At 68.0% G+C, this 26,958-nt stretch carries 29 protein-coding genes; 7 read left to right on the top strand and 22 right to left on the bottom strand.

The window, feature by feature from the left end:
* Positions 1-44: 44 nt before the first annotated feature.
* Positions 45-2,078, top strand: coding sequence for an ATP-binding protein (locus tag AACZ75_RS06305; protein WP_339871914.1), 2,034 nt, complete (start codon positions 45-47; stop codon positions 2,076-2,078).
* On the opposite strand, the gene AACZ75_RS06300 is transcribed toward AACZ75_RS06305, so the two are convergent.
* The 10 genes from AACZ75_RS06300 to AACZ75_RS06255 all read right to left on the bottom strand — a co-directional run bounded on the left by AACZ75_RS06300 (position 2,075) and on the right by AACZ75_RS06255 (position 9,408).
* The gene (locus AACZ75_RS06300; RefSeq protein WP_339871913.1) at positions 2,075-2,557 is read right to left on the bottom strand and encodes a lysozyme inhibitor LprI family protein; all 483 of its coding nucleotides are present in this window, start codon (positions 2,555-2,557) and stop codon (positions 2,075-2,077) included. The two genes, AACZ75_RS06305 and AACZ75_RS06300, sit on opposite strands and share 4 nt — an antisense overlap.
* A 63-nt stretch (positions 2,558-2,620) precedes the next feature.
* On the bottom strand, positions 2,621-4,243 hold the full coding sequence (gene der, locus AACZ75_RS06295; protein WP_339871912.1) for a ribosome biogenesis GTPase Der: 1,623 nt from the start codon (positions 4,241-4,243) through the stop codon (positions 2,621-2,623).
* A gap of 32 nt (positions 4,244-4,275) precedes the next feature.
* Positions 4,276-5,652 (bottom strand): PQQ-binding-like beta-propeller repeat protein, encoded by a 1,377-nt coding sequence (locus AACZ75_RS06290; RefSeq protein WP_339871911.1) that lies wholly within the window; start codon positions 5,650-5,652, stop codon positions 4,276-4,278.
* A 23-nt stretch (positions 5,653-5,675) separates the two neighbouring features.
* Positions 5,676-6,422, bottom strand: coding sequence for a tetratricopeptide repeat protein (locus AACZ75_RS06285; protein WP_339871910.1), 747 nt, complete (start codon positions 6,420-6,422; stop codon positions 5,676-5,678).
* 195 nt (positions 6,423-6,617) lie between these two features.
* Positions 6,618-7,037 carry a hypothetical protein gene (locus AACZ75_RS06280; protein ID WP_339871909.1) on the bottom strand — a complete coding sequence of 140 codons (420 nt, stop codon included), beginning with the start codon at positions 7,035-7,037 and terminating at the stop codon, positions 6,618-6,620.
* The gene (locus AACZ75_RS06275; protein WP_339871907.1) at positions 7,027-7,584 is read right to left on the bottom strand and encodes a sigma-70 family RNA polymerase sigma factor; all 558 of its coding nucleotides are present in this window, start codon (positions 7,582-7,584) and stop codon (positions 7,027-7,029) included. The genes AACZ75_RS06280 and AACZ75_RS06275 overlap by 11 nt, the downstream gene beginning before the upstream one ends.
* Before the next feature lie 23 nt (positions 7,585-7,607).
* A complete protein-coding gene (locus AACZ75_RS06270) occupies positions 7,608-7,991 on the bottom strand; it encodes a DUF6249 domain-containing protein (RefSeq protein WP_339871906.1) in 384 nt (127 codons plus the stop codon).
* 114 nt (positions 7,992-8,105) lie between these two features.
* Entirely contained in the window at positions 8,106-8,387 is a 282-nt protein-coding gene (locus tag AACZ75_RS06265; RefSeq protein WP_339871905.1) for a hypothetical protein, read from the bottom strand.
* Positions 8,388-8,394: 7 nt separating this feature from the next.
* Entirely contained in the window at positions 8,395-8,946 is a 552-nt protein-coding gene (locus AACZ75_RS06260) for an RNA polymerase sigma factor (protein ID WP_339871904.1), read from the bottom strand.
* Positions 8,947-8,979: 33 nt separating this feature from the next.
* Complete coding sequence (locus AACZ75_RS06255; RefSeq protein WP_339871903.1) at positions 8,980-9,408, bottom strand: hypothetical protein; 429 nt, start codon at positions 9,406-9,408, stop codon at positions 8,980-8,982.
* A gap of 135 nt (positions 9,409-9,543) precedes the next feature.
* Here AACZ75_RS06255 and AACZ75_RS06250 point away from each other — a divergent pair, with 135 nt between their 5' ends.
* The 3 genes from AACZ75_RS06250 to AACZ75_RS06240 all read left to right on the top strand — a co-directional run bounded on the left by AACZ75_RS06250 (position 9,544) and on the right by AACZ75_RS06240 (position 11,226).
* Positions 9,544-9,783 (top strand): DUF2188 domain-containing protein, encoded by a 240-nt coding sequence (locus tag AACZ75_RS06250; RefSeq protein WP_339871902.1) that lies wholly within the window; start codon positions 9,544-9,546, stop codon positions 9,781-9,783.
* A gap of 72 nt (positions 9,784-9,855) precedes the next feature.
* Positions 9,856-10,821, top strand: a complete 966-nt coding sequence (locus AACZ75_RS06245; protein WP_339871901.1) for a lyase — start codon at positions 9,856-9,858, stop codon at positions 10,819-10,821.
* 3 nt (positions 10,822-10,824) lie between these two features.
* Positions 10,825-11,226 carry a c-type cytochrome gene (locus tag AACZ75_RS06240; RefSeq protein ID WP_339871899.1) on the top strand — a complete coding sequence of 134 codons (402 nt, stop codon included), beginning with the start codon at positions 10,825-10,827 and terminating at the stop codon, positions 11,224-11,226.
* Between the two features lie 3 nt (positions 11,227-11,229).
* On the opposite strand, the gene AACZ75_RS06235 is transcribed toward AACZ75_RS06240, so the two are convergent.
* From AACZ75_RS06235 to guaB, 7 genes are all read right to left on the bottom strand, one after another.
* A complete protein-coding gene (locus AACZ75_RS06235) occupies positions 11,230-11,577 on the bottom strand; it encodes an ArsC family reductase (RefSeq protein ID WP_339871898.1) in 348 nt (115 codons plus the stop codon).
* Between the two features lie 91 nt (positions 11,578-11,668).
* Positions 11,669-12,160: a hypothetical protein gene (locus AACZ75_RS06230; protein WP_339871896.1), complete on the bottom strand. Its 492-nt coding sequence runs from the start codon at positions 12,158-12,160 to the stop codon at positions 11,669-11,671.
* 111 nt (positions 12,161-12,271) lie between these two features.
* Positions 12,272-12,475 carry a hypothetical protein gene (locus AACZ75_RS06225; RefSeq protein WP_339871895.1) on the bottom strand — a complete coding sequence of 68 codons (204 nt, stop codon included), beginning with the start codon at positions 12,473-12,475 and terminating at the stop codon, positions 12,272-12,274.
* A 53-nt stretch (positions 12,476-12,528) separates the two neighbouring features.
* The gene (gene guaA / locus AACZ75_RS06220; protein ID WP_339871894.1) at positions 12,529-14,088 is read right to left on the bottom strand and encodes a glutamine-hydrolyzing GMP synthase; all 1,560 of its coding nucleotides are present in this window, start codon (positions 14,086-14,088) and stop codon (positions 12,529-12,531) included.
* Between the two features lie 43 nt (positions 14,089-14,131).
* Positions 14,132-15,433 carry an RsmB/NOP family class I SAM-dependent RNA methyltransferase gene (locus AACZ75_RS06215; RefSeq protein ID WP_339871893.1) on the bottom strand — a complete coding sequence of 434 codons (1,302 nt, stop codon included), beginning with the start codon at positions 15,431-15,433 and terminating at the stop codon, positions 14,132-14,134.
* Positions 15,434-15,442: 9 nt separating this feature from the next.
* Complete coding sequence (locus AACZ75_RS06210) at positions 15,443-15,844, bottom strand: MAPEG family protein (protein ID WP_339871892.1); 402 nt, start codon at positions 15,842-15,844, stop codon at positions 15,443-15,445.
* Between the two features lie 10 nt (positions 15,845-15,854).
* Entirely contained in the window at positions 15,855-17,315 is a 1,461-nt protein-coding gene (gene guaB / locus AACZ75_RS06205) for an IMP dehydrogenase (protein WP_339871891.1), read from the bottom strand.
* Positions 17,316-17,445: 130 nt separating this feature from the next.
* Here guaB and AACZ75_RS06200 point away from each other — a divergent pair, with 130 nt between their 5' ends.
* Complete coding sequence (locus AACZ75_RS06200) at positions 17,446-18,018, top strand: DUF2061 domain-containing protein (protein WP_339871889.1); 573 nt, start codon at positions 17,446-17,448, stop codon at positions 18,016-18,018.
* 24 nt (positions 18,019-18,042) lie between these two features.
* Here AACZ75_RS06200 and AACZ75_RS06195 read toward each other — a convergent pair whose 3' ends face one another.
* Together AACZ75_RS06195 and AACZ75_RS06190 are read right to left on the bottom strand one after the other, a co-directional pair.
* A complete protein-coding gene (locus AACZ75_RS06195; RefSeq protein WP_339871888.1) occupies positions 18,043-20,874 on the bottom strand; it encodes a pitrilysin family protein in 2,832 nt (943 codons plus the stop codon).
* Positions 20,875-20,956: 82 nt separating this feature from the next.
* Entirely contained in the window at positions 20,957-21,679 is a 723-nt protein-coding gene (locus AACZ75_RS06190) for an RlmE family RNA methyltransferase (protein ID WP_339871887.1), read from the bottom strand.
* A gap of 66 nt (positions 21,680-21,745) precedes the next feature.
* On the opposite strand from AACZ75_RS06190, the gene AACZ75_RS06185 reads away from it, so the two are divergent.
* The gene (locus AACZ75_RS06185) at positions 21,746-22,195 is read left to right on the top strand and encodes a peptidylprolyl isomerase (RefSeq protein WP_339871886.1); all 450 of its coding nucleotides are present in this window, start codon (positions 21,746-21,748) and stop codon (positions 22,193-22,195) included.
* A gap of 19 nt (positions 22,196-22,214) precedes the next feature.
* Here the strand turns inward: AACZ75_RS06185 and AACZ75_RS06180 are convergent, their stop codons facing one another.
* The 3 genes from AACZ75_RS06180 to AACZ75_RS06170 all read right to left on the bottom strand — a co-directional run bounded on the left by AACZ75_RS06180 (position 22,215) and on the right by AACZ75_RS06170 (position 24,403).
* Positions 22,215-22,736 (bottom strand): hypothetical protein, encoded by a 522-nt coding sequence (locus AACZ75_RS06180; RefSeq protein ID WP_339871885.1) that lies wholly within the window; start codon positions 22,734-22,736, stop codon positions 22,215-22,217.
* Between the two features lie 8 nt (positions 22,737-22,744).
* The gene (locus tag AACZ75_RS06175) at positions 22,745-23,368 is read right to left on the bottom strand and encodes an isoprenylcysteine carboxylmethyltransferase family protein (RefSeq protein WP_339871884.1); all 624 of its coding nucleotides are present in this window, start codon (positions 23,366-23,368) and stop codon (positions 22,745-22,747) included.
* A 63-nt stretch (positions 23,369-23,431) separates the two neighbouring features.
* Positions 23,432-24,403, bottom strand: coding sequence for a M28 family peptidase (locus AACZ75_RS06170; RefSeq protein ID WP_339871883.1), 972 nt, complete (start codon positions 24,401-24,403; stop codon positions 23,432-23,434).
* A 160-nt stretch (positions 24,404-24,563) separates the two neighbouring features.
* Between AACZ75_RS06170 and ligA the strand changes: the two genes are divergently transcribed.
* Positions 24,564-26,903: an NAD-dependent DNA ligase LigA gene (gene ligA / locus AACZ75_RS06165; protein ID WP_339871882.1), complete on the top strand. Its 2,340-nt coding sequence runs from the start codon at positions 24,564-24,566 to the stop codon at positions 26,901-26,903.
* Positions 26,904-26,958: the final 55 nt, after the last annotated feature.

Below are 26,958 nucleotides of genomic sequence, written 5' to 3'. Positions count from 1 at the left end.
CAGTCTGGCTCTCTCGCCTGCTCCTCGCGCTCGCCGTCAGCGGCATGGCCTTACTCGGACTGTCGCTGGTCGCGGGGGCCCGGAGCGCCGACACCTATTCGGGCGAGTTCGAGCGTCGACAGATTCAGATCGGATTCGCGACCCGGCTGGACGAACTGGCGGCACTCGTCATGCCGCAGGTGACCTGGGACGAGGCTGTCGTCCGGCTCGATAACCGGTTTGATTCCGATTGGGCAAGCCTGAACATCGGTACCTATCTGAGCGAAGCCGACGGATTCGAACTGGCCGAAATCGTCGACCGCTCGGACCGGTCGATCTACAGGGCCGTTAACGGCGAAACCATCGACATGTCCACATCAGGCTCCCCTTCAATCGCCCTGCCGCATCTGATTGAGGACATCCGGGCGAAGGAACGCCAGCGCGGATTGTTTCGGGTCCGCAACCTGTCGCGCAAGATGATTGCCAGACCGATCCAGGCGGCAACCGTCTCAATGATCGGCGGTCAGCCGTATGCGATCGTGGCGACTCTGGTCCAGCCGGATTTCGGGGCCGCCCGCCCCGCCGGCCCTCGCGCGCCGATCGTATTTGCCGCCGACGCCCTGGACGAAACCTTCCTTGCGAACATCGCGGCGCGATACCTGCTGATAGACGCCGTTCTCGTGGCCCCCTCATTTCCCCGCAGCCCCGAGCAGGCGGAGGCGATCATCACCGACTACGGTGGCCAGCCGGTGCTGTCGGTGCGTTGGCGGCAACACAAGCCCGGAACAGCCATGCGTGAACAGACCTGGGTGTATTTGTCGGCCGTCTTCGCGTTCTTCGTTCTGAGCATCGTCCTAATCCATTTGGCCGTGGCCCGGGCGAACCGTGAACTGATGATGAAAGAGGTCGACCTGGAGGCCGCCCTCGCCAAGGCCGAACAGGCCAGCCGGGCCAAGTCCCAGTTCCTGGCCAACATGAGTCACGAGCTGCGTACGCCGCTGAACGGCATCATCGGCCTGATGGACCTGCTGCGTGAGCGGCAGACCGATACCCATAGTCGCGAGATGACGGACACGGTCATCGCGTCCGGCCGCACCCTGGAGCTGGTGGTCAATGACATCCTCGACGTGTCCAGGATCGAGGCCGGACAGCTGGCGTTCGAGACCGCGCCGTTCAAGCTTGGAGAGGTGCTGGGCAACGCCGTCGACCTGCATGCCGCGACGGCGACCGCCAAGGGCCTCAGCCTGACGCTGAGAATGGCCGAAGCCACGGACGCCACCTATCTCGGCGACCGGACGCGGATCGGCCAGATCGTCTCGAACTTGATCAGCAATGCGGTCAAATTCACCGCAGCCGGCGAGGTCAGCATCGCCGTGCGCCGTCGGCGGTCCGCCATCTGCATCAGCGTTTCCGATTCCGGAATCGGCTTTGATCGTGCCACGGCCAGTCGACTGTTCGACCGGTTTGAACAGGCTGACGTTTCTGTCAGCCGCAAGTTTGGCGGCACGGGCCTGGGCCTGTCGATCTGCCGCTCGCTGACGGAAATGATGGGGGGACGGATGGCGGTGCGGGGGAGCCCCGGCCGTGGATCGATCTTCTTCGCCTATCTGCCGTTGCCCCGAATTGCCGACGTTCCGTTCCACGTCATCGAGACCGTTCCGGACAGCCCGGCTCCCGACAGCGGCCCCCTGGCCCTCAAGGTCCTGTTCGCCGACGATCACGAGGTCAACCGGCGCGTCGTTTCGATGATCCTGGCCTCGGCGAATATCGACCTCACAGTGGTCGAAAACGGTGCACTGGCCGTTGAGGCGGCCGCGGCGAACCGGTTCGACATCATCCTGATGGATGTGCAGATGCCGGTGCTGGACGGCCTGTCGGCAACCCGCAGAATCCGGGCCCTTGAGCTGGCAGACGGTCGTGGCCGCACGCCCATCATCTCGCTCACCGCCAACGCCATGCCCGAAGACGTGACCCTGAGTCTGGAGGCGGGTTCAGACCTGCATCTGGCCAAGCCGATCCGGCCGGATGTCCTGCTGGAAGCGATCGCCCGCCTGGTGGCCCCGGAGGCGGACGTCGGGACCAGGGTCGAAGCGGCCTAGGGACGGGCAGCAGCCTCGTCACCGGCCGCAGACACAACAGGTTCAGGCAACACCGGCGGGGCTGCGTCCGGGTAGGTCAGATGGTCCGACCAGATGTCATGGCTCCGCTGGCGCGTGGCCTCGATCCGGCAACCCAGCCCCATGAGCGTGCGGATGGTGCCGGTCTTCCACTGGTCGTAAACACCCCGGCATCGGATATCGGCGTAGGCGGCCCATGCCGCCTGGGACGCATGGAGATAGGCGACGGACTGGGTGGCCTCGCCATACGACGGGTCGGCACTATCGGAATCGTGTGCGCGACCCAGGGCGGCTTCGAGATAGCGCTGCATCCGGGCCTGCTCGCGCTCGAGGTCGAGAACGCCGCAGGCGTTGAGCTCAAGCGTGTTGCCGCCGCGGTCGCAGACCGTCGACCCGTCCCGGGTGGATGACGACGCGTCGTCCTGACCCAGGGCAGCGGCGAGCAGGGCGATGATCAACATGACGGACTCCTCCGTTCGGACCCCGAAGGGTCCCTTCGAAACGCCGTCAGCAACGTCGTCACCCTATTTCTTGGGCGCGTGCTTCTGGCCGGTGCGGACGCGGCCCGAGCGCGAGACCTGACGGGCCCCGCCGCGGGCGCCCTTCTGGATGGCGACGCTGGAGCCGGCCTTCTTGTTCGAGCTGGACTTCAACCCGGTCAGGGGGCGGGGCTTGGCCGTGCGGGTCTTCTTCTGCTCCAGCGCCTTGCCGGGCAGGTTGGACAGGGCGTCGGCGGCGGCCTCGGACTTCTTGATGCGGCGCGGCGCGGTCTTGGCCGGACCGGTGAAGCGTTCCGGACCAGACTTGGAGCCACCCTCGCCGTAGGGGTTCTCGGACCCCGCCTTGACGTTGAGGCGGATCGGGGTGCCGGGCAGGTCGAAGCTCTCGCGCAGGCTGTTGACCAGATAGCGTTTGTACTGTTCCGGCATCGAGGCGGCGCGGCTGGCCATCAGCACGAAGGTCGGCGGGCGCGCCTTGATCTGGGCCATGTATTTCGGCTTGATCCGCTTGCCATCGACGGCGGGGGGCGGATGCCTCTGGGTGGCCAGGGCCAGCCAGGTGTTGAGGTCCTTGGTCTTGACCTTGACCGACCAGGTCGCGTGCGCCTTCAGGATCGCCGGCATCAGCCGCTCAACCCCTCGGCCCGAATGCGATGACAGGGCCACGAACGGCGACCCGCGCAGCTGGGGCAGCTTGTCCTCGGCCATCTGGCTGAGCTTGGCGAGTTTGGCCTGGGGCTCGTCCTCGAGGTCCCATTTGGCGGCGACATAGACCAGGGCCCGCCCCTCGCGCTCGACCAGGTCGGCCAGCTGCAGGTCCTGGGTATCGAAGGCGTCGTCCTTGTCCATCACCAGGACCACGACCTCGGCATAGGTGATGGCGCGGATCGTGTCAGCGACCGACAGCTTCTCCAGCTTCTCGTTGACCCGGGCCTTGCGGCGCATGCCGGCGGTGTCGACCAGACGGATGTTCTGGCCCTCGTACTGCCAGTCGACCGAGATGGAGTCGCGGGTGATCCCGGCCTCGGGGCCCGTCAACAGCCGGTCCTCGCCGATCAGGCGGTTGACCAGGGTCGACTTGCCGGCGTTGGGCCGGCCGATGATGGCGATGCGGATCGGCTTGTCGGGTTCGTCGACCTCCTCGACCCATATATCGGCGCTGGCCCCGACGATGGCGGCATAGAGGTCAGCCATGCCCTCGCCGTGTTCGGCCGAGATCGGCACAGGCTCGCCGAAGCCCAGGCCATAGGCCTCGCCGATCCCGCCGCCGCTCTCGCGGCTCTCGGACTTGTTGGCCAGCAGGATGACGGGCTTGTGCTGTTTGCGCAGTCGGTCGGCGAAGATCCGGTCCAGCGCCGTCACGCCCTCGCGGGCATCCATCATGAACAGGATCAGGTCGCCGTCTTCCAGCGCCGCCTCGGTCTGTTCGCGCATACGCGATTCCAGACTGTCGTCGGTGATGTCCTCATAGCCGGCCGTATCGATCAGGGTCAGATCGAAATCGCCGATATTGCCATCTGCATAGCGGCGGTCTCGGGTCACACCGGGGCGATCGTCGACCAGCGCCAGGCGCTTGCCGACAAGCCTGTTGAACAGGGTCGATTTGCCCACATTGGGGCGGCCAACAATGGCGACTTTTAATGCCATGTCGGCGTTCTAACCCAGATTGACTGCAGACGTCAGCGAATGCTGACGAGTTGACCGGCTTCGGTCACGACGTAGAGGGCCCCGTTGTAGGCGGAGGGCGCGACATAGACCGGGGCCCCGACCTTGAGACTGGCCAGCTGCTCGCCGGTCTTCGGGTTGAGGGCCACGACCTCACCATCGGAGTTGGCCAGCACCAGCCGGTTCGACGCCAGGATCGGTCCCGACCAGCTGGGGCGCACCGTGCGGTCAAAGAGGCCGAACAGGCCGCCTTCCTGACGCACCCGGCCCTCGTTGAGGTCGCGGGTCCAGTAGACCAGACCGGAGTCGCGATTGACCACGGTCAGCTCGCCTTCCTTGGACACCACATAGACCACCTCGCCCACCGGCAGCGGCGCGGCGACGCCACCGATCGGCAGGGTCCATTTCGGCGCACCCGAACGGATGTCCATCGCCGCCAGCACACCGGAATGGCTGATCGCATAGACCATGCCGCGGCTGATCACCGGGCGAGCGGCGATGTCGCGGATTTCGGACAGGGCGCTGGTACGGCTGGTGCGTGACAGCACCTGCTGCCACACCGATTGGCCGGTGGAGGCCCGCACGGCGACGACTTCACCCGAGGAGAAGGGGGCGATCACCGTATCGCCGGTCACGGCCGGACTGGCGGCGCGCATGGTGCGGGCCGGTTCCGGAATGCCGCGGTAGGACCAGTCCTGCAGGCCGGTCTCGACATTGAAGGCGTAAAGCTGGTTTTCGACGTCAACCACATAGACCCGCGTGCCCGACACCGTCGGGGCCCCGTGAATCGGCACCTCGACCGACGAGGTCCAGAGCACCGCGCCGGTGGCCTGGTTCAGGGCGGTCATGGTGCGATAGCCCGAGGCCACGAACACCTTGCCGCCGCCGACGGCCACGCCGCCCCCGAAACCGTCACGCTCGCGACCGGCCGGACGCACATTGGCGCGCCAGGCGACCGCCCCGGTGGAGGAATCCACGGCGGTTACGGTCGACTCGCCATCGAGGACGAAGACGCGGTTATTGTCGGCCACGGCGGGGGCCATGATTTCGCGGGTCTTGGACGAACCGGCCCCGATGTCACGCTTCCAGGCAATGGTGAAATTCACCCCCGCGATCGCATGCTCAACGAGGTTTTCCGAGGTGCCGCCCGGCTGGGTCCAGGCCGTGACCGCCTGCGGGCCCGGCAGGAAGAAGTCACGGCCGGCCAGTGATGCCGCCGGCGACAGCTGTTGTTCGAACTCCAGCACCGAGATGCGGGTGCCCGACGTGGCGGTCGACAACGGGGCTTCCTTGCCCCCCAGGCCGAACGGCAATGACTGGCGCACGCTGCTGCAGGAGGCGACCGTGATCGCCAGTCCGCTCAAGAGGGCGACTTTCAGCATTCTGTTCATGGACGTCTTCCTGAAAGGCCGGATCACGGCTGGGCCGGTGCCGCGGCGGGAGCCCCCGCCGAAGCGGCGGGCGCAGCTGGAATGAGCGCCTGGGCCGCGACGACGGGCGGCAGGCTGGCGGCGGTACCGGAATCAATGGCGGAAATGGCGATCTGGGCCCGCTGCTTGATCGGGTCCGGAACATCGAGACCGCGTTGAAGCAGGACGAAGACCTCACGCGCCTCGGGCAGTTTGCCATGCTGCAGCCGGGCCATGCCCAGCGCCTCCTGGGCAAACGGACGCAGCGGGCGGCCCTCGGCCGTCAAAGGCTCAAGGCGCTTTTCGACCGCCTCGAGAGAGGCGTCGGTGTCCATGACCAGCCAGACGGCCTTCAGCGCGGCGGGATCGGCGATAATCGGATCGTTGGCGACCTTGGCGGCCTCGTCGAACAGGGCGATGGCCTCGGGGGTCTTGCCGCCGCTGACGGCGATGCCGGCCCGCTGCATCAGGGCCAGGGCCTTGTAGGCGCGGGTGCCCACCTTGGCAGCCTCGGTGAAGGCGACGTCGGCACCGACCGGATTGGACGCCTCGAGGGCTTCCATACCCCGGTCATAGGCGGCCGAGGCCTTGTCAGCCTGGGACGTCTGCCAGCTCTGCCAGCCCCACCAGGACAGGGCCGCGACCAGCGCGATCGCCAGAACGGCACCGACGACGGGCAGCCAGGTACGGGCCAGCCGCTTGTATCGATCGGAGCGAAGCTCCTCCTCGACCTGTTCGAAGACATCAACCACTGAAACGTCGCCCCAAAACCGCTATTCGCAAACCGTCCGCGACCCTAGAGGGTCGGCTCGACGCCCGCAACGCAGCGGATGCGGCGAGACCGGCTTTTTGGATGAGTAGGGCCCGACTTCGGCAGGAAAACGGCGGGATCGTTGCCGATCACCGCCATCGCCGGTCCCGTACCGCCCGCCAAACCGGTGACGGTGCTAGATTTCCTCGGACAGTTTCATCACCCCGGCGGCCGCCGCGGCGACCAGCAGGGCGGTGGTGACCCAGAACAGCTCGATGCCGCCCATCCCGCCCAGGGCGAAACCTCCCAGACCCATCTGGTCAATTCCCGCCTGGAACAGTGACTGGACTCCGCCGCCGGCGGACTGGAGGCCCTGCTCCAGCGCCCGGCTGGCCACCGGCCCCTCGTTCGCCGACAGGTTCAGATTGACCGACATGGTCTCGCGCACCGCCACGACCCCGCCGACCAGTCCGGCCAGCGTCAGCGCCACGGTTCGCACCCGGGTCCCGCTCTGCAGTCGCGCCTCGACCCGCTGGGCGAACAGGGCGGCGTCGGCCATGACGGGGGCCTGGTTGAACAGGCGCTCGACGAAAGGATCGAATTCGTCAGCGGACATGTGTCGATCTCCCCAAGGCTTCCGGCTGCGGCTGGAGCCGCGCGCGGAGTCTATCCAGACCACGTTTGACATGAGACTTCACCGTACCGAGCGGCAGATTTAGGGCAGTCGCGATTTCGGGGTGCGAAAGCCCGGCACCGTGACAGAGGGAGACGCACAACCGCTCGGGTTCGCTGAGCGTCTTCAGGGCCTCGTCGAGATCAACCCGCCCGGCCTGATCGGTATCCGGCGCGGCGTCATCGACCTCCACTTCGGCGACATAGCGAGCCTCCTTGGCGCGGCGCTTGATGTAGAGCCGGGCCGCGATGCGCCGGACCCAGGCGGAGAAGGTCCCCTCCCCCCGGAATTCGCCGCAACGTTCGAAGGCCTGGATGAAGGCGTCCTGGGCGATGTCGTCGGCGAGGGCCGGCTGGGCCCCCATCCGGAGCAGCAGGGCCCGGACCGCCGAGCCGTGACGGCGCACCAGTTCACCGAACTCGCGCCGCCCGCCCGCCGCCGCGAGGGCGGCGAGCTCGACATCGTGTCTGTCGATCAGGGCCTGGGCCATGCGATTCCCCCCTCAGCCTGCGCTCAGCCCTTGTTCTTGTTGAAGACACTCAGGATGACGAAGGCCAGACCGATCATGGCCGGGATCGCGGCGATACCGACGAACGGGTACAGGGCGTCCATTTCCTCGAAGCTGATTCCGTAGCCCATCAGGGCGATACCGGCACCGACGGCCAGCAGGATGACGCCCAGACGCAGGTCGCGGGCGGCCGTGGCCGGGGGCCGGACACTGTCCTTGCTCAGGGCGTCGACCAGTTCGGGTGGCAGGGTCTGGCCCTTGTCGATGGCCGCCCGCAGCGTCTTCTGCATTTCGCGGCGTTCGTTGGTCCGGTACCAACGCGGAATGATCACGATTGCCGCAACCATCAGGAATGGTGCCAGCGGAATCAGGATTTCAAATCCGTCCATAATGTATCCCTCATTTTATCGACCGAGCCATTTGCTTCGGCCTCATGCTGACAAGAGGCAACAGCGGGGCCGTATGGATGCAGGCGGCGAGGTGAAACTTTCGTAAGGTCGCCGTCAGGCCCGGCCGAGCCGTCGCGTCAGCCACAGGGCCGCCATAAGCGACCCGCCGACCAGGGTCAGGGTCATGGCCACCGGCACCAGCACCGGCCCCACCTGGTCCGCCGCCGCACCAATCACCGGCTGCAGACCCCACAGACCGGCCGTCACGGCGATCAGCCACGGCACCAGCGACAGGACCGAGGCCCAGGCCCGGTGTCGCGCAATCCGGGCGACGACCTCGGCCTGGAAGGCGTAATCCCGGGCCGGCACCGTCTCGGCGGCAAACAGAGCCGTCATTTTCTGCTCAGGTGTCATCCGGTCCTCCGAGCGCGGCGAGCAAACGGGCCCGTCCCCGCGCAATATGCGACTTGACCGTGCCAAGGGGCAAGTCGAGCGCCAGCGCCGCCTCGCCGTGCGACCAGCCCTCGGCCAGACACAGGGCCACACAGGCCCGAACATCTTCCGGCAAGGCCGCCATCGCCGCGGTCAGGGCCAGCCGGTCCTCGGGCTGGACGCCCTGCGGCACCGAGGCTGCTTCCAGCCAGCTCCCATCCCGCGTGGCGGCGCGCCGCAGGCTGCGTTGCCGATCGCGCGCCTTGCGCCGGGCGATGCCGCACAGCCAGGCCCGGACCCCGGACGGGTCCTTCAACGCGCGCAGCGAGCGCCAGCCGGTGACGAAGGTCTCCTGGGCCAGGTCGTCCGCCTCGGCGGCGGCTGCGAGGCCGGTCCCGCCCAGCATGCGGCGCAGGAAACCGCGCACCGCCGCCTGGTGCCGGGCGACCAGCCGGGCATAGGCGGCATCCGACCCGGCGACCGCGGCGGTCACCAAATCGGCGTCACTCAGGATCAGGGCCAAGGCCGGCGCGCCCGTGTGCTTCGGACGGGACCGTCAGCGATCCCGGTTCCGGCTGCGGAACACGGCATTGATCAGGGCCCAGAAGGCCACGGCCGCCATGGTGAAGCCGACGATGGTGAAGGCCCCCGACCCGCCGTCGAGGTTCAGATAGTAGCCGGCCCCGAGGAAGCCGGCGGCCAGCATCGTGAAAAGGCCGAACAGCGACCAGTAGTTGGTCGCGCCACTGCGGGCCTGGCCCACCGGGGCCATGCCACCGTCGGCGAAGATGTCTTCAGGTGCCGCGCTCCGTTCGAGCAGCGTCAGCAGGGCGGGCGGCGGTTCCTGGCCCTTGTCGACATAGGCCTTGATCAGGTTCAGCGTATCCCTGTGCCGCCGGTAGCTCATCAGGCCGGAAAAGCCTGCACTGACAAACCAGGCCAGCGGGAACAGCAGCCACCAGTAGGACCGGAACAGGTCTTCCATCGTCATCTCCTCCATGCGCGTGGCGGCGATCGCCGTGCGTTCACAGCATAGTCGCCGCCAATGGTGCCACTGGATGCACTGCCGGAACAAAAACTGCGGCCACCGCTTGAATCCCCAGCGTAACCGGAGCCTCCCATGACCCACGTCACCTATCGTATCGTTCAACATGACGGCGGCTGGGCCTACAAGCTGGGCGACAGCTTCTCCGAGACCTTCACCAGCCATGACCGGGCGCGGGCTGCGGCCGTGGCCGCCGCACGCGAGCAGCGGGTGCCGGATCAGACGGCGATGATTGAATACGCCGACGCCTCGGGCGAGTGGATCACCGAACGCGCCGACGGGCACGACCGGCCCCGGGTCGATGTCGAAGGCTGAAGACACGCCGGCCATTGCGGCCTCGGCGGTCGCGGATATGGTGGAGACCTTCGACAACGGGAGGTTTCCAAAATGAACCGCTTCTGGATGACCCTGTCGGCAACCGCGCTGGTCGCGATGGCCGTGCCGGCCTGCGCCCAACAGGTGCAGTACTATGACGTGCCCCCGGGCGGGCGCGCGCATGACGTCGCCGTCACCGCTGACGGCAAGGAGGTCTGGTGGACCGTCCAGCGTGGCGGCGGCCACGGCATCCTCAATCCCGTGACGGGCGAGACGACCATCGTGCCGCTGGGCGAGGGCTCGGCCCCGCACGGCGTCATCGTCGGTCCCGACGGTCACGCCTGGATCACGGACGGCGGCCAGAACGCCATCGTCCGGGTGGATCGGCACACGCATGCGGTCAGGGTCTGGCCCCTGCCCGCCGACACCGGCCCGATCAATATGAACACGGCCACCTTCGACCACCGCGGCCGCATCTGGTTCACCGGCCAGACCGGCTACTACGGCCGACTCGACCCGGCCACCGACGACCTGCAGGTCTGGGCCGCGCCGCGCGGTCGCGGGCCCTACGGCATCGCCACCACCCCCTCGGGCGACGTCTGGTATGCCTCCCTGGCCGGTAACCATATCGCCCGGGTGGATCTCGACACCGGCGAGGCGACCATCGTCGAGCCGCCGACCCCGAACCAGGGCGCGCGCCGGGTCTGGTCCGACAGTCAGGGTCGCATCTGGGTCAGCGAGTGGAACAGCGGCAACGTCAGCGTCCACGACCCGCGCGACAGCAGCTGGCAGACGTGGAAACTGCCAGGGGAATCGCCCCGGACCTATTCGGTCTATGTCGACGAGACCGACAAGGTCTGGCTGACCGAGTGGTCGGCCAATGCCATCGTTCGCTTCGACCCGGAGACCGAGATCTTCCAGAGCTTCCCCAGCGACCGGCCCCGCGCCGAAGTGCGCCAGATGCTGGGTCGACCCGGCGAGGTGTGGGGCGCGGAATCCGGCACGGACCGGCTCGTGGTCATCCGGCACGGCGGCTAGGATATGCCGACGGTCTGGCTCCTGATGGCGGTGCTGACCGCCTCGCTCTCACCCGCATCGCCATCCGCACCCGCGGCTGCGCCCGTGGCGCAGGCCGCGGCCGATCCCGGGGCGCGTGCCTTTCAACGCTGCGCGGCCTGCCACTCGCTGCGGGCGGACGTCCATGACGATCCGGGCCCGAACCTGAGGGGCGTGTTCGGGCGGCGCGTGGGCGCGGTCAGCGGCTTCCCCTATTCGGACGCCCTGCGCGCGGCCGGCCGGCGCGGGACAGTCTGGAACGCGGCGACCCTGGATCGCTATCTCGCCGACCCCGAGGCCGCCATGCCCGGCACCACCATGCCCTATCAGGGCGGCACCGCGGCCGACCGGGCGGCGGTGATCGCCTGGCTGCGCCGGGCCGGCTGAGGGTCAGGCGAACGCGGCCGCGTAGATTTCGGGCTTGAAGCCGACGATACGCCTGTCGCCGAGGTCCAGGACCGGCCGTTTGATCATCGCCGGTTGGGCCAGCATCAGGGCGATCGCCCGGGCGTCGTCCAGATCGGCGCGCTCCGCCTCGGGCAGCTTGCGAAACGTCGTTCCGGCACGGTTCAACACTGTCTGCCAGCCGTGCTCGGCCACCCAGAGCGTCAGCGACGCGCGGTCGACGCCAACCTTTTTGTAGTCATGAAAGACGTAGGCGATGTCATGCTGGTCCAGCCAGACACGGGCCTTCTTCATCGTGTCGCAGTTGGGGATACCGTAGAGGGTCGGGGTCATGCCCGTGGTCATGCCATCGCGGGCACCCGCAGTTCAAGCGGCCGCGCCGGTCGCCGGGCAGGCCACGGGCCGGTGGATCGACTACCGACCGTCACGCGACTCCGTCACGGCCGCGCCGCAGGCTGATGGCGAACTGGCGAATCCGGTCCGCGGACGCGCCACTGCGGACGTCGTTTTCTGCCAGGCTCAATGTCGCGCGCGGGGGAAGACCGGCCAGGCGTTCCATCGCCTGGAACACGCCGGGATAGGCCTGCCCGCTCGCCGACACGCAGAAGGGGGCCAGGGCCCTGATCCTGCGACCGTATCGCGCCAGATAGCTGCGCACAGGCGGCGTCGGCTGTCCGGCCCAGACAGGGGTGCCGACGAGGACGAGTGCATAGTCGGCCGGATCACGGGCCGTTTCCACCGGAGGTCCGCGGCGGGTCAGGGTCTGCCAGAGACCGCGGACAAGCCCGCCCGGGCCCGTATAGGAGTCCGGCGACTGGATGAGGTCGAGATCGGCCCCCAGGCTCTCCGCCAGGGCGCGGGCGGCCAGCTCGGTCGAACCGGTTCGCGAGAAACAGGTCACCAGCACGTCCGACATCACCCAGCCTCCTCTGCTGATCCTTCATGCACGCAGGATCAGCTCCGGGCGTTGATGCAGGTCAAGGCTCGCATCGTGCAGAACGGCGCGGTCCGGGACCGGGATCCGCCCCTACCGCTGCATCCAGGGCTTGGACTTGCCGGAGGCGATGCTGGCCGACTGCTCGCGCTGGAAACGGCCACCGCGCGGAGCCTTGGGCCGGGCGTCGATCACCGCCTGCTTCATGCGCAGCGCCCGCTGAACCGGGGTTTCGCCCGGGACGGCGTCTGGGGGGCCGGCGGCGGGCGGGGACTCACTGTCGATCGGGTCGGTCATGGCCATGTCCTGAAGGGGCGGCGAAGGCGCGGGGCCGCGTGGCCCCCTCCCCCCTATTCCCACTCGATGGTGCCGGGCGGCTTGCTGGTCACGTCATAGACGACGCGATTGACGCCGCGCACCTCGTTGACGATCCGCGTCGCGCATTTGCCCAGTACGGCCCAGGGGAATTCGTAGAAGTCGGCGGTCATGCCGTCGGTCGAACTGACAGCGCGCAGGGCCAGCACCTTCTCATAGGTGCGGGCGTCGCCCATGACGCCGACGGTCTTGACCGGCAGCAGCACGGCGAAGGCCTGCCAGATGCTGTCGTACAGGCCGGCCTTGCGAATTTCGTCCAGATAGATGGCGTCGGCCTGCTGCAGGGTGGCGACGGCGTCGGGCGTGATCTCGCCGGGAATGCGGATGGCCAGGCCGGGTCCCGGAAACGGATGGCGGCCGACGAAGGCATCGGTCAGGCCCAGTTCGCGGCCCAGGGCGCGGACTTCGTCCTTGAACAGTTCACGCAGCGGCTCGACCAGCTTCAGCTTCATGAAGTCGGGCAGGCCGCCGACATTGTGGTGGCTCTTGATGACATGGGCCTTGCCGCTGGACGACGACACGCTCTCGATCACGTCGGGATAGAGGGTACCCTGGGCGAGGAATTCGGCTCCGTCGATCTTGCCGGCCTCGCGGTCGAAGATCTCGATAAAGACCCGGCCGATGATCTTGCGCTTGGTCTCGGGGTCCGAGACGCCGGCCAGTTCGCCAAGGAATTCCTTCGACGCGTCAACGTGGACCAGCGGGATATTGTAGTGTTCCCGGAACAGGGTGGTGACCTGGGTCGCCTCGTCCTTGCGCAGCAGTCCCGTATCCACGAACACACAGGTCAGCTGGTCGCCGATGGCCTCGTGGATCAACACCGCCGCCACCGAGGAATCGACTCCGCCGGACAGGCCGCAGACGACTTTGGCATCCCCGACCTGTTCGCGGATCTGGGCGATCTTCTCGTCGCGATAGGCGGCCATGGTCCAGTCGCCGGTCAGGCCGGCGATGCCATGGGTGAAATTCTTCAGCATCGCTGCGCCGCGCGGCGTGTGCATCACCTCGGGGTGGAACTGGACGCCGTAGAAGCGGCGGGCCTCGTCGGCGATGATCGCAAAGGGCGAACCGGTCGAGGTGGCGACGGCATGGAAGCCCTCGGGAATGGCGACGATCTTGTCGCCGTGGCTCATCCAGACGGTCTCCTCCGCGCCGACGGGGGCCAGACCGGCCAGCAGGGGCGACCCGGTCTGCACGGTGATCTCGGCCCGGCCGAACTCGCGGTGATGGCCGCCCTCGACCTTGCCGCCCAGCTGTTCGCACATGGTCATCTCGCCGTAGCAGATGCCCAGCACCGGGACCCCGGCCTCGAACACGCCCTGGGGCGCGCGGGGGCTGCCCTCTTCGTGGACGCTCTCGGGTCCGCCTGAGAGGATGATCGCCGCCGGTTGCATGGCCGCAAGCGCCGCCTCCGCCTTGGCGTAGGGATGGATCTCGCAATAGACGTTGGCCTCGCGCAGGCGCCGGGCGATGAGCTGGGTCACCTGGCTGCCAAAGTCGACGATCAGAACCTTCTGGTGGTCTTGCGGGGTCATGCGGGCTCCGTCTGGAAAGGCACGTGGGGCTGGATCGGCCGGCTCAAGCCGACCGCTCGAACAGGGCGAAGAAGAAGCCGTCGGTGCCGGTCGAGGCCGGCGACAGGCGCAGGCGGGTGCCGCCGTCGGCCAGTTCAGCCAGGCGGGTGCGGGCCGCCGGGGTCAGGCCGGGCGCATCGAGCAGACGGGCGATCGGCACCGGACGGAAGCCGGGGAAATCCTCCTCGAACCCGTCCATCGTGGCCTCGTTCTCGCCGCGCAGCATCGAACAGGTGACATAGGCCAGACGGCCGCCGGGCCGTACCAGCCGGGCGGCCTGGGCCAGGATGCGGGTCTGCAGGCCGTTCATGCGCTCGACCTCCTCGACCTTCATCCGCCAGGCGTCCTCGGGCCGGCGCCGCCAGGCCCCGGTGCCGCTGCAGGGGGCGTCGACGAAGACCAGATCGGCCTTGCCGTTCAAATCCTCGACCCCGCCGCCGTTCTGGCCGAGCAGACGCAGGTCGGCCTCGACCCCGGCGCGGGCCAGACGCGGTCGGATATTGTCGAGCCGCTTCTGCACCACATCGCAGCCGATCAGGGTCCCCTGTCCGGCCATGGCCTGGGCCAGGCCGACCGTCTTGCCGCCGCCGCCGGCACAATAGTCGACCACCGTCCTGCCGGCCGAGGCCCCGGCCAGCCAGCACACCAGCTGCGAGCCCTCGTCCTGGATCTCGACGCGACCGGACTGGAACACCTCCAGCGCCGGAATATTGGGGGCCGGGTCCGCCGTCAGGCGCAGGCCCCAGGCCGACCAGGGCGTGCGGGTCGGCTGCAGGCCGGCGTCGCGCAGCTCGGTCATTACCGCTTCGACCGTGGTCCTGGCCCCGTTGACCCGCAGATCGACGGGGGCCCGCTCCATCAGGGCGTGGGCCTCTTCGAACCAGCGGTCGCCATAGGTGGTCTTGAATTCCTCGACCACGAACTCCGGCACCCCGGCGGCGACACCCTCGGGCATGTCGCCGGGCGCTGCCGCCAGACGCGCGCGTTCCTGTTTCGACAGCGGGCGCGGGCCGTAGCCGTCACCGCTGTGCAGGGCCTCGATCTCCTCCAGGGTCAGGCCATCGAGCACCGACAGGGCCCCGATCACCAGCGCCCGGCCGTCCTCGCGTCCGCCCATGGTCCAGACCAGCCGCGCCCGACTGCGCAACACGTCATAGACCCGCTCGGCCACGGCCCGGCGGTCGCCCGACCCGGCATAACGGTTGGCCTGGCCCCAGGCCTTGAGCACGACCTCGGCCGGCGAACGGCCCTGGGCAATGCTGTCGAGAACGGAGGCGGCGGCGGTGAGGCGTGCGGCGGGGGTCAAATCAGGCTTTCAAACAAAAAGGGCGGCGATGACCATCACCAGACCGACGAGGGACACGCCCCAGGCCAGGCTGCGGATGTAGGCGACGCCGAGGGCGTAGAGCGGCAGATAGAGCAGACGGCCGAACAGGTAGAGGTGGCTGCCGATCAGGGTCAGGCCGGTCCCGTCCCTGGCCGTCATCTGCGCCATAAGGATGGCGGCGATGAAGATCGGCAGGGTTTCGAACAGATTGGCCTGGGCCCGGAGCAGTCGCCCGGCCAGCTTGCCCGGAGGGGCAGTCTCGCCGTCACGGGCTCCGGCGTTCCATTTCAGGCCCAGTTCGGCCGTGCGCGCCGTGGCGGCCAGCAGGATCTGCACCAGGGCCAGGATCAGCACCCCGGCCAGGGTCATGAACTCGGGCGTCATCTGCATGGTCGTGCTCCTATCCCTGCCGGTAGTTCGGCGCTTCGCGGGTGATCATCACGTCGTGAACGTGGCTTTCACGCAGGCCCGCCCCGGTGATGCGGATGAATTTCGCTCGCGCCTGGAAGTCGGCGATGGTCCCCGCCCCGACATAGCCCATGGCGGCACGCAGCCCCCCGACCATCTGGTGCAGCACCGGTCCGATAGGCCCCTTGTACGGGGTCTGGCCCTCGATGCCCTCGGGCACCAGCTTCTGGGAGTCGGCCACGTCCTTCTGGAAATAGCGGTCGGCCGAGCCGGCCCCCATGGCCCCGACCGAGCCCATGCCGCGGTAGGATTTGTAGGACCGGCCCTGGTACAGGAAGGTCTCGCCGGGACTTTCGTCGGTGCCGGCGAACATCGAGCCCATCATGGCCACGCTGGCCCCGGCGGCGATGGCCTTGGCCAGATCGCCGGAATATTTGATGCCGCCGTCGGCGATGACGGGGGCCCCCGAGTCCCGGGCGGCGCGGACGGCCTCCATGATGGCGGTCAGCTGCGGCACACCCACACCCGCGACGATGCGGGTGGTGCAGATGCTGCCCGGACCGATGCCGACCTTCACCGCGTCGGCCCCGGCGTCGATCAGGGCGCGGGCGGCGTCATAGGTGGCGACATTGCCGGCGATGATCTGGATGCGGTTGGATTCGCGCTTGATCCGTTCGACCACGCGGGAGACCTGGATCGAATGGCCGTGAGCGGTGTCGATGACCACCACGTCGACCCCGGCCTCGGCCAGGGCCATGGCCCGCTCATAGCCGGCGTCGCCGACGGTCGAGGCGGCCCCGACCAGCAGCCGGCCCTGATCGTCCTTGGCGGCGTGGGGAAAGGCCTGCGACTTCTCGATGTCCTTCATCGTGATCAGGCCGGTGGCGCGATAGTCGTCATCGACGACGATGACCCGCTCGATCTTGCGATCCCGCAGCAGGGCCAGGGCCTCGTCGCGGCCTGCGCCCTCGCGCACGGTGATCAGATCGCCGGTCGTCATCATCTCGACGGCCTTGCGGTTCGGATCGGTATCAAACCGGGTATCCCGGTGGGTCAGGATGCCGACCAGCCGGCCGCTCTCGGGATCGACCACGGGGAAGCCGGAAATCTTCCGGCGGGCCACGATCTCGCGGACCTCGCCCAGCGTCGTCTGCGGGGTGATGGTCACCGGGTTGATGACCATGCCGCTCTCGTAGCGTTTGACCACGCGGACCTGCTCGGCCTGTTCCTCGACCGTCATGTTCCGGTGCAGCACGCCCAGACCCCCGGCCTGGGCCATGGCAATGGCCAGCCGGCTCTCGGTCACCGTGTCCATCGCCGACGAGGTCAGCGGGATGTTCAGACTGATGTTGCGAGTCAGGCGGGTGGAGACATCTGCCTCTGCAGGCATGACCTCCGACGGGCCGGGTTCAAGCAAAACATCGTCGAAGGTAAGCCCTTCGCGTATCTCCATGAGGAGTCTCCGTTTTGCGGGCCGCGTATAGCGGTCATGCCCCCGGAACCGCAAGGGCCCATGCGATCTATCGTTAAGTCAGGGTCAAAAGGCTTGCGCTGTGCGGCCGCGACCCCACATCCAGTTGAGAATGGTTCGCATACTAATCACCGCCGCCCGCCGACTCGCACTGAAGATCGCGAGCTATGGTGTGATGCATCTGGGGGTCGCCATCCTGGTGGCCTTCGCCATCACCCGTGACTGGCGGCTGGCGCTGGCGGTCGGAATGGTGGAGCCGGTGTTCCAGACCCTCGCCTATTCGATTCATGACCGGGTCTGGCACCGGATCGAGCGACGGCAACGCCTGTCACGGCTGGAGGAGGCGTCCGAAGCCTTCACCGCCCGGCTGGACGTGATGGCCCCGCGGGAACAGATGCGCGCCCACGGCCACCCGGGCCACAGCCACGCCCTGCCCGGGTCGCTGAAACAGGTCGCGGCCAAGACGGTGACCTATGGGCTGATGCATTTCGTCGTCGCCGTCAGCGTCGCCTTCGCCCTGACCCGCGACTGGCGCATCGCCCTGGCCATCGGCACGATCGAGCCGCTGGTCCAGACCGTGTTCTTCACCCTGCACGACCGTGTCTGGACCCGGATCGAGGGGAAGACGTCCGGGCGTGCCGACACCAGGCCGGCGTCATCGCCGGCCGGCCTGGGTCAGCACTGAACAATCCCCCCTCAGGATTCGCCCCTACTGGGCCGAACGCACCTCCAGCGGCAGACCCAGGGCCTCCAGCTGCGGGCGGACGACCGACGCGTCACCGACCACGACCCAGACGAACTGGTCCGGATGGATGACCTGGCGGGCGGCCTCGTCCATCTGGGCGGCCGTCAGCGCGCGGGTGCGGCTGGCGATCGTCTCCTGATAGTCGTCCGGACGGCCGTACAGGGCATTGGACCGCAGGGCGCCGAGGATCTGGGCCGAGGTCTCGTAACCGCCGGCCAGCGAACGGGTGTTGCCGTTGACGGTCCGCTCCAGCTCCTGCGCCGAGACCCCGTCGACCTCCAGGAACCGGTCGTACTGGGCGATCAGGGCCGCCACCGACTCACCGGTGCGGTTGGCCTGTACGGGAGCGTTGACGATATAGGGCACGCGGTGCTCCAGCGCGGTGACATTGCCCCGCACACCGTAGGACCAGCCCTTGGTCTCGCGCAGATCGGCGTTGATCCGCGACAGGAAGTCCGAGCCCAGGATCGAATTGGCCGCGTTCAGCGTCAGCAGGTCATCGGTACCTGACAGCGGCAAAACCGCGCCGCCATAGATCAGCGACTGCGGCGACTGCGGACGGTCGATCAGGACGATCCGGTTGGCCGGGGCCGGTACGGAGTCGCTGAACGCCTTGATGCCTTTGGGCGCGGCGGGTGCCCGCCAGTCGCCGAAGGCGGCTTCCAGCTGCGGTGCCACCTGCGACAGGGGCAGGTTGGACACGACGAAGATCGTCGCATTGTCCGGACGGACCCAGGCGTCGTATTCCTGGACCAGATCGGCGCGGGTCAGGGCCGTCACTGTGGCCGCGTCGCCGGTGCCGGTGAAGGACCGGCCATAGGGGCTGTCCGTGCCGTACAACAGCGGCGGCAGGGCGCGGGCGGCGATCGCACCCGGCTGGGTCGCCTCGCTGGACAGGGCCGCCAGGCGCTGGGCCCGAAGGCGCTCGATTTCCGAAGGCGCGAAGGCCGGGTTCCGCAGCACGTCCGCCATCAGGGTCAGCGACGGGGCCAGGTTGGCGGTCACGACCGACAGGCTGGCCGAGGTCCGGTCCATGGAGGCACCGACCTGGATCGAGGCACCGAGGCGCTCCTGCTCCTCGGCCAGTGTGTTGGCGTCGCGGGTCGTCGTGCCCTCGTCCATCAGGTCCAGCATCAGGCTGTGCGCGCCCAGGCGATCGGCTCGGTCAGCCGCATAGCCGGCGTTGAACTCCACCGCCACGCGGGACGCCGGCACCGTGCCGACGTGGGCGTAGACCACCTGCATGCCGTTCGACAGGGTCGCGCGTTCGACGGCGGGGAACTGCAGGTCCTGGACCTCGCCGATCGCCGGCATCGGGTCACGCGCGACGCGCTGGATCTCGGCGGCCGGGACCGGCTCGGCCCTCGTGGGTGCCGCCTCTTCATAGGCCTCCCGCTCGCCCGGAGCGATGGTCAGGCTGAACACCGGACGGGTCAACCAGCGCTGCATGGCGGCGGTAACCTGGGCCGGGGTGACCGCGGCGTAGGCGGCGAGCTCCGTCTTGTAGTGGTCCGGATCGCCGGCATACAGCTGGCCCTCGGCCAGGACGTTGGCCTTGCCGTTGACCTGTTCCAGGCTCTGGATGCGACGCGACACATACTGGGTGGCGACGCGGGCGACCTCCTCCTCGGTTGGCCCGCTGGCGATGAAGTCGGCGACGATGGCGTCCAGTCGGGCGCCCACCTCGGCGGCATCCTGTCCCGGCTTCACATTGACCGAGATGTCGAAAATGCCGACGCGATGGAAGTCCGACAAATACGACGACACCTGAACGGCGGTCTGCTCGCCGCGCACCAGCTGGTTGTCGAGGCGCGAAGAGGCCAGGCCGCCCAGCACCGAGGCGGCGACCGACAGCGGCACCGCATCGTCGCTCAGCAGACCGGGCACGGCCCAGCTGCGGGTCAGGCGGGTGGTGGCGACCCGGTCATACATGGTCTCGATGATCGGCGCGGCCAGGGTCGGGACATCGGCATCGGCCGGAGTGTTCACCGGCCCCCGCGGAATGGCCCCGAAATAGCGCTCCATCAGCGGACGGGCCGCCGCTTCGTCGATGTCGCCCGACAGGACGACGATGGCATTGTTCGGGCCATAGTTCTCGCGGAACCAGTTGCGCACCGTCTCCAGGCTGGCGGCGTCCAGATCGGCCATCGAACCGATGGTCGAGTGGCGATAGGGGTGACCCTCCGGGAACAGGGCCTCCAGCTGGGCATATTCGAACAGGCCGTACGGCTCATTGTCGCCCTGGCGCTTCTCGTTCTGGACCACACCCCGCTGCAGATCGAGCACATCCTGGCCGACCTCGCCGAGCAGATAGCCCATGCGATCGCTTTCCAGGAACAGCGCCTGTTCCAGGGCCGGGGTCGGGACGGTCTGGAAATAGTTGGTGCGATCGAACCAGGTCGTGCCGTTCAGATTGCTCGGCCCCAGATTGCGCATCCGGCCCAGATAGCTGCCGGTCGCATTCTCCGACCCGCCGAACATCAGGTGTTCGAACAGGTGGGCGAAGCCGGTCGAGCCGGCCGGCTCGTCCTTGGAACCGACATTGTACCAGACCGAAACCGCCACCACCGGGGTCTTGCGGTCCTCGTGCACGATCACCGTCAGGCCGTTGTCCAGCGTGAATCGTTTCCAGGGGATGTTAACCTCCGACACCAGCTCGGCGACCGGCGCGGCGCGCAGCTCCGTGGCCAAGGGCGACGTCGCGGCCCGGGGCGCGGCAGAGGTCTGCGCCAGAACCGGCGCGGCCGGTGCAATCGCGGTCAGAAGGGCAACGAGCGAGATGGAACGAAGACGCATGGGAAACGGTCCTTAACCTGGGGAGGACGGACATTACCCGACCGGTTCAGTCGTGCAATCGGCACGTTGCCCCGAAGCGGCCCTAGCGTTTGTTCATCGCCACCAGGAAGACCTCGGCACTGTCCTTGCGGCTGGCTTCGGGCTTGACGTATTTGACGGTCTCGAACTCCTCGCGCAGCCGGGCCAGAACCCCGCCGCCGTCGCCGCCCTGGAAATTCTTGGTCACGAAATGCCCGCCCGGCTTCAGGGTACGAATGGCGAAATCGGCGGCGATCTCGATCAGGGCGATAATCTTCAGGTGATCGGTCTGACGATGGCCGACGGTGTTGTGGGCCATGTCCGACAGCACCAGGTCCGGAGCCCCGCCCAGCAATTCGAGCATCTCCTGATCCACGCCCGGATGGGTGAAGTCGGCCTGCAGCAGGATGGCACCGGGGATCGGTTCGATCATCAGCAGGTCGACGCCGACCACGCTGGCCGCGCCGCGCGCCAGGGCCACCTGGACCCAGCCGCCGGGGGCCGCGCCCAGGTCGATGACCCGGCTGCCCTTGCGGATCAATTTGAAGCGGTCGTCGATCCCGATCAGCTTGAAGGCCGCGCGACTGCGATAGCCTTCGGCCCGGGCCCGCACCGACCATTTGTCCGACAGCTGACGCTTGATCCACTGCTGACTCGACATCGACTTGTCGTCGGCCGTCTTCATTTTTGCGCCCATGCTGCGACCGGCTGCGGTCCCGCCCGTGGGCAATTTGACCATGCGGCGGCGCTCGGGCGGCTTGTCGGCGGGCTTTTCGTCTTCACTCATCGTTCCCACATAGCCCCCACGACCGTTGCGGGCTATGTCCCGCGCATAATCAAATGGAGCGTGCCGATGGCCGATCAAACCCTGACCCTGACTCTCGACACCGGTGACGTGGTCATCAAGCTGCGCCCCGACCTGGCCCCCGGCCATGTCGCGCGCATTTCCGAACTGGCCCAGGAAGGCTTCTATGATGGCGTGGTCTTCCACCGCGTGATCCCGGGCTTCATGGCACAGGGCGGCGATCCGACCGGCACCGGCACCTCGGGGTCGAGCAAGCCGAACCTGAAGGCCGAGTTCTCGAAAGAGAAGCATGCCCGCGGCGTCTGCTCGATGGCCCGCACCTCGGATCCGAACAGCGCCAACAGCCAGTTCTTCATCTGCCTGGACGACGCCTCCTTCCTCGACGGCCAGTACACCGTCTGGGGCGAGGTCACCGACGGCATGGATCATGTCGACGCCCTGCCCAAGGGTGAGCCGCCCCGCGCGCCGGGCAAGATCGTCAAGGCGACGGTCAGCTGATCTGAAGACGGCGGGGGACTCAGTCCCCCGCCCACCAGCGGAGCCGGACTCCGCTGATCGACCGGCCACCGACCTTCAGGGTGCCGGACACGACCGCGCCCTCATCGCCAAGATTGCGGCGGGCCGTGGCCAGGGCGTCGGCGTCCAGACGGCCCTCAAAGGCGACCTCGCCCAGGTCCGCCGTCCGCCCCGCAAATCGCACCAGGGTGCCGGTGACCGTATAGCGCGACGGCAAGACCCGGGTCCGGGCACCGGTCGCCGTCTCGAACTCCAGCATGACCGGCGCGAGTCCGGCCGTCCGCTCGGCCTGTTCCCAGGCGGTGAAGTCGGCGGCCTGTCCCATAAACAGATGGCTCAGGGTCCAGTCGCCGCTGCGGACCGGTGTCAGGGGCCGGTAGTAGCCGGACTGGTCAGCGCTGATGTTGTGGCTGAAGGCCGGACCGGTCGCCGGCTTGCCCGATCTCTCGATCGACCCGTCGCAGGCCGCGACCGCCGTCAGCAGCAGTACCCAGATGACCGTGAAGGACCGGATCCCACGCATGCCGGGGCTCAGGGCAGATGGATCAGGGTCGCCAGCCAGCCGGCGTGCTGGCTGGTCTCAATCCATTCAAACAGGGGCACGGCCAGCAGCATGACCATGCCATCGCGCAGGGTGGTCAGAAAAAAGGTCGGTCGGACCTCCAGCGTATCCTGGTCCTCCCAACGCGAGAAATTGGGCCAGAAGCGCGGGGTACGCTTCATATAGGCCTCGTAAACCGCGCCGAACTCACCGGCCAGCCACGCCTCCTCGCGCTTCACCGTCAGATAGAAGACCCCGACGGTGACCGCCAGGAACAACACGGCCATGGTGACGCTGCCGGACTGGGCCCCCATGCCGAAGGCCCCGATGAAGCTGAACACATAAAGTGGGTTGCGGCTGATAGAATAGGGGCCGCGATCGACGATCTCGGCCTTTTTGCGCCCGCCGATATAGAGGGAGCACCAGGCCCGGCCGACGATACAGATCGCGATCAGCAGCAGGCCGAACGCCTCCAGCCCCTCATGCAGCGGGGTCTCCCCGCCGAGGGTGCCGGTTACGGCCGCCAGCCCCAGCAGGCCGATGATCCCGGCCAGCAGTGCTGCCTTGCGGATCAACTGGACCGTGCGCAGGTCCAGACCCTTGGTCACCATCATCAACACATCCCCGCAACGCGGCCTTTCCGATGAACCGGAATCTTCACGTGTGCAACAGGACAACTACTGATCCAGGCCGCGATCCAGGGCGCGGAAGGCGGCGATCGACAAGGCCGTCGCACTGACGAAGACCGACGGTGTAATGCGCTCGAAGTCATCGCTGGGGCGGTGATAGTCGGGGTGGTAGTTGACACCCAGATACAGGAACGGGACGCGGGCGCGGTGGAAGGCCGCATGGTCCGAGGCCTCGACCCAGTTGTCCTCGCCGGTGTCCTGCGGCGTGTCCTTGCCGAAGGCCAAAGCCACTGCGCCGTCGGCGGGAATTGGCTCGAGAATCGGCCGCAGGGTCGGATTCTGATACGTCCCCGTGACCCACAGCTTGCCGTCGGTCTCGGCCCGGGCGGTCATGTCGAAATTCAGGTTCAGACTGATCGACTCCAGCGGCACCGGCGGCACCTCGACGAAATGGGTCGCGCCCAGCAGGCCGCGTTCCTCGCCGTCGAGAGCCACGAACAGCACGCTGTGTTCCGGGGGGCGGCGCTTCAGCTCGGCCGCCAGGGCCAGCATGGTGGCGACGCCCGAGGCATTGTCATCGGCCCCGTTGAAGACCTGACCGTCGTTGACCCCGACGTGGTCGTAATGGGCGGTGACCACGATATAACGGCCGCCGACCCGGGTGCCGGGAACCAGGCCGATGATATTGGTGCCGTTGAAGACCTTGACCGCCTCGCGGGTGCGGCCCCGGGCCTCGAACGGCTGCAGCCGCCCCATGCCCGGCGCGGCCACGCCCAGCGCGTCCAGACGCGCGACGATATAGGCCCGGGCCCGCTCGCCGCCCGGCGCGCCAGTATCGCGCCCCTCCATGTCGTCGGCGGAGAGGATGCGGACGTCCTCCAGCAGTTGGGCGTCGCCAAGGCCGGGTGCGGCCACCGGAGCCGCCGCGCCCTCCCCGGTCCCGCCCAGAAGCGAACAGCCGGACAGCGACAGGGCCACGGCGAGCGGCAGCAGGGGGCGGGAAAGGCGGGACAGACGCATGGCGGCTCCTGAGGATCGGCCGGCACGCTAGCGAGCCCGGGGCTCCGCGTCAGATTAACTTCCTGTCATGACGGTAATCGCGGCCGTCGGTGTGTCCGCAGTCTCGCGCCGCGGCGTCAGGGTGCTAGAACGACCCCTTTCCGGACCCCGCGCGATTCCCATGGCCCTGCCCCCCGTCGACCAGCTGACCGAAGATCAGGCCCGCGCTGAACTGGACCGGCTGGCGACCGAGATCGCCGGCCACGACGCCCTGTATTTCACCGAGGACGCGCCGCAGATCAGCGACGCCGACTATGACGCCCTGAAGCGCCGGGCCCTGGCGATCGAGGCCTGGTTCCCGTCCCTGAGCGGAACCGGCACGCCGTCGCAGACGGTCGGGGCCCCGGTCTCGACCCAGTTCGCCGAGGTGCGCCACGGCGTGCCCATGCTGTCGCTGGACAATGCCTTCGACGAGGGCGAGGTCACCGATTTCGTCGCCCGCATCCGCCGCTTCCTGAAACTGCCCGCTGCCGAGCCGGTGGCCTTCGTCGCCGAGCCCAAGATCGACGGTCTGTCGGCCAGCCTGCGCTATGAACACGGGGTGCTGGTGGTCGGGGCCACCCGAGGCGACGGCCGGACCGGCGAGGACGTGACCGCCAACCTGCGCACCCTGAAGGACATCCCTCAGCGCCTGAAGGGCACGGGCTGGCCGGATGTCGTCGAGGTCCGGGGCGAGGTCTATGCCCCCGGCGACGCCTTTGCCGCCTTCAATGCCGAGGCCGAGGCCGCCGGTCGCCGCACCTATGCCAATCCGCGCAATTTCGCCGCCGGTTCGCTGCGCCAGAAGGACCCGGCGATCACGGCGCAGCGGCCGTTGCGCTTCTTTGCCTATGCCTGGGGCGAGACCTCGGCCCCGTTCGCCGAGACCCAGCACGAGGCGATGACACGGCTGGCAGCCTGGGGCTTCGTCGTCAACGATCGCTCGCGTCAGGTCGAGGACGTGGCCGGCCTGATGGACGTCTATCGCGGGCTGGAACGTGACCGGGCGCGGCTGGGCTATGACATCGACGGCGTGGTCTACAAGGTCGACCGGCTGGACTGGCAGGCGCGGCTCGGCTTCGTCGCCCGCAGCCCGCGCTGGGCCATCGCCCACAAATTCCCGGCCGAGCAGGCGACCACGGTGCTGGAAGGTATCGACATCCAGGTCGGCCGCACCGGCTCCCACACCCCGGTGGCCCGCTTGCATCCGGTCACCGTCGGCGGCGTGGTCGTGCGCAACGCCACCCTGCACAATGCCGACGAGATCGCCCGCAAGGATGTGCGCATCGGCGACACCGTGACCCTGCAACGCGCCGGGGACGTGATCCCCCAGATCGTCGGCGTCGTCGATGCCGACCGCCCGGACCGGGGACCCGCCTATGTGTTTCCACTGACCTGTGTCTGTCCGCTGAAGACGGCGCTGGTCAAGGAGACCAATGCCTCCGGCGAGGAGAGCGTGGTGCGGCGCTGCACCGGGGAACTGGCCTGCCCGTTCCAGCGCATCGAACACCTGAAGCATTTTGTCAGTCGCCGCGCCTTCGACATTGAAGGTTTGGGTGAAAAGCAGATCATCAGCTTCGTTGAACGCGGTTGGATCCGGGAGCCGGCCGACATCTTCCGCCTTGCCCGCGACGCAGAGAAGCTGGACATCCTGCGCACCGAGGACGGCTATGGCGAGACCAGTGTCGCCAATCTGGTGGCCGGAATCACCGCGCGTCGGACCATCAGCCTTGACCGGTTCATCTATGGTCTGGGGATACGCGACATCGGCGAACAGACCTCGCTGGTACTGGCCCGGGCGTTCGGGAGCTGGACCGCCTTCGAGACCGCCTGCGTCGCCGCCTCGACCGGCCTGCCCGGCGACGACTGGGTGGCCCTGGCCGACACGCCCGGTGTCTCGGCGCGGGTGCTGACCGTTCTGGCCGAGGCTCCGCCGCGGGCCACCGATCCCTGGCCCGACGCCCCGATAGACATGAAGATCAGCCACGCCTTCCCCGGCCTGACCAGCCCGGCCCGGCGCGCCCTGGCGGCCCTGGCTGACGACTGGACCGGACTGGCCCGACTGGCGAGCATTGCGCGGAACGAAGGCCCCTCCCCGGCGCTCGGTCTGATCGCCGGCCTTTCCGGTGTCGGCCCCGTCGCCGCCCGGGCCCTGGCCCTGTTCTTCCGCGAGACCCACAACCGCGCCATGGTCGACGCCCTGGTGACCGAGCTGGACCGGATCGAGGACGCGGAGAAGCCAAAGTCGGACACCCCCGTCGCCGGCAAGACCGTGGTCTTCACCGGGGCGCTGGAACGGTTCACCCGCGACGAGGCCAAGGCCCGGGCGGAAAGCCTCGGGGCCAGGGTCTCGGGCTCGGTGTCGAAGAAGACCGACTATCTGGTCGCCGGTCCGGGCGCGGGATCAAAGATGGCCGACGCCGTGAAGCACGGTGTCACCGTCCTGACCGAGGACGAGTGGCTGGCGTTGATCGGAACCTGACGTCTCCTCCCTGTCGCGTAGCGATGGGGAGGGGGACCGCGAAGCGGTGGAGGGG

This window comes from uncultured Brevundimonas sp. (assembly GCF_963975535.1).
Taxonomy (GTDB): Bacteria; Pseudomonadota; Alphaproteobacteria; order Caulobacterales; family Caulobacteraceae; genus Brevundimonas.
This window is presented reverse-complemented; position numbering and strand designations above follow the sequence as displayed.

Coding starts and splice junctions, on each gene's coding strand:
- AACZ75_RS06300 (WP_339871913.1), bottom strand. CDS start 2,557: ATGTTGATCATCGCCCTGCTCGCCGCTGCCCTGGGTCAGGACGACGCG.
- AACZ75_RS06170 (WP_339871883.1), bottom strand. CDS start 24,403: ATGCGTCTGTCCCGCCTTTCCCGCCCCCTGCTGCCGCTCGCCGTGGCC.
- guaA (WP_339871894.1), bottom strand. CDS start 14,088: ATGACCCCGCAAGACCACCAGAAGGTTCTGATCGTCGACTTTGGCAGC.
- AACZ75_RS06180 (WP_339871885.1), bottom strand. CDS start 22,736: ATGCGTGGGATCCGGTCCTTCACGGTCATCTGGGTACTGCTGCTGACG.
- AACZ75_RS06175 (WP_339871884.1), bottom strand. CDS start 23,368: ATGATGGTGACCAAGGGTCTGGACCTGCGCACGGTCCAGTTGATCCGC.
- AACZ75_RS06275 (WP_339871907.1), bottom strand. CDS start 7,584: ATGGCCCAGGCCCTGATCGACAGACACGATGTCGAGCTCGCCGCCCTC.
- AACZ75_RS06240 (WP_339871899.1), top strand. CDS start 10,825: ATGCCGACGGTCTGGCTCCTGATGGCGGTGCTGACCGCCTCGCTCTCA.
- AACZ75_RS06280 (WP_339871909.1), bottom strand. CDS start 7,037: ATGTCCGCTGACGAATTCGATCCTTTCGTCGAGCGCCTGTTCAACCAG.
- AACZ75_RS06290 (WP_339871911.1), bottom strand. CDS start 5,652: ATGAACAGAATGCTGAAAGTCGCCCTCTTGAGCGGACTGGCGATCACG.
- AACZ75_RS06245 (WP_339871901.1), top strand. CDS start 9,856: ATGAACCGCTTCTGGATGACCCTGTCGGCAACCGCGCTGGTCGCGATG.
- AACZ75_RS06305 (WP_339871914.1), top strand. CDS start 45: ATGGCCTTACTCGGACTGTCGCTGGTCGCGGGGGCCCGGAGCGCCGAC.
- AACZ75_RS06185 (WP_339871886.1), top strand. CDS start 21,746: ATGGCCGATCAAACCCTGACCCTGACTCTCGACACCGGTGACGTGGTC.
- AACZ75_RS06230 (WP_339871896.1), bottom strand. CDS start 12,160: ATGTCGGACGTGCTGGTGACCTGTTTCTCGCGAACCGGTTCGACCGAG.
- AACZ75_RS06210 (WP_339871892.1), bottom strand. CDS start 15,844: ATGCAGATGACGCCCGAGTTCATGACCCTGGCCGGGGTGCTGATCCTG.
- AACZ75_RS06270 (WP_339871906.1), bottom strand. CDS start 7,991: ATGGACGGATTTGAAATCCTGATTCCGCTGGCACCATTCCTGATGGTT.
- AACZ75_RS06200 (WP_339871889.1), top strand. CDS start 17,446: ATGGTTCGCATACTAATCACCGCCGCCCGCCGACTCGCACTGAAGATC.
- AACZ75_RS06265 (WP_339871905.1), bottom strand. CDS start 8,387: ATGACGGCTCTGTTTGCCGCCGAGACGGTGCCGGCCCGGGATTACGCC.
- AACZ75_RS06225 (WP_339871895.1), bottom strand. CDS start 12,475: ATGACCGACCCGATCGACAGTGAGTCCCCGCCCGCCGCCGGCCCCCCA.
- guaB (WP_339871891.1), bottom strand. CDS start 17,315: ATGGAGATACGCGAAGGGCTTACCTTCGACGATGTTTTGCTTGAACCC.
- AACZ75_RS06235 (WP_339871898.1), bottom strand. CDS start 11,577: ATGACCCCGACCCTCTACGGTATCCCCAACTGCGACACGATGAAGAAG.
- AACZ75_RS06250 (WP_339871902.1), top strand. CDS start 9,544: ATGACCCACGTCACCTATCGTATCGTTCAACATGACGGCGGCTGGGCC.
- AACZ75_RS06255 (WP_339871903.1), bottom strand. CDS start 9,408: ATGGAAGACCTGTTCCGGTCCTACTGGTGGCTGCTGTTCCCGCTGGCC.
- AACZ75_RS06190 (WP_339871887.1), bottom strand. CDS start 21,679: ATGAGTGAAGACGAAAAGCCCGCCGACAAGCCGCCCGAGCGCCGCCGC.
- AACZ75_RS06195 (WP_339871888.1), bottom strand. CDS start 20,874: ATGCGTCTTCGTTCCATCTCGCTCGTTGCCCTTCTGACCGCGATTGCA.
- ligA (WP_339871882.1), top strand. CDS start 24,564: ATGGCCCTGCCCCCCGTCGACCAGCTGACCGAAGATCAGGCCCGCGCT.
- der (WP_339871912.1), bottom strand. CDS start 4,243: ATGGCATTAAAAGTCGCCATTGTTGGCCGCCCCAATGTGGGCAAATCG.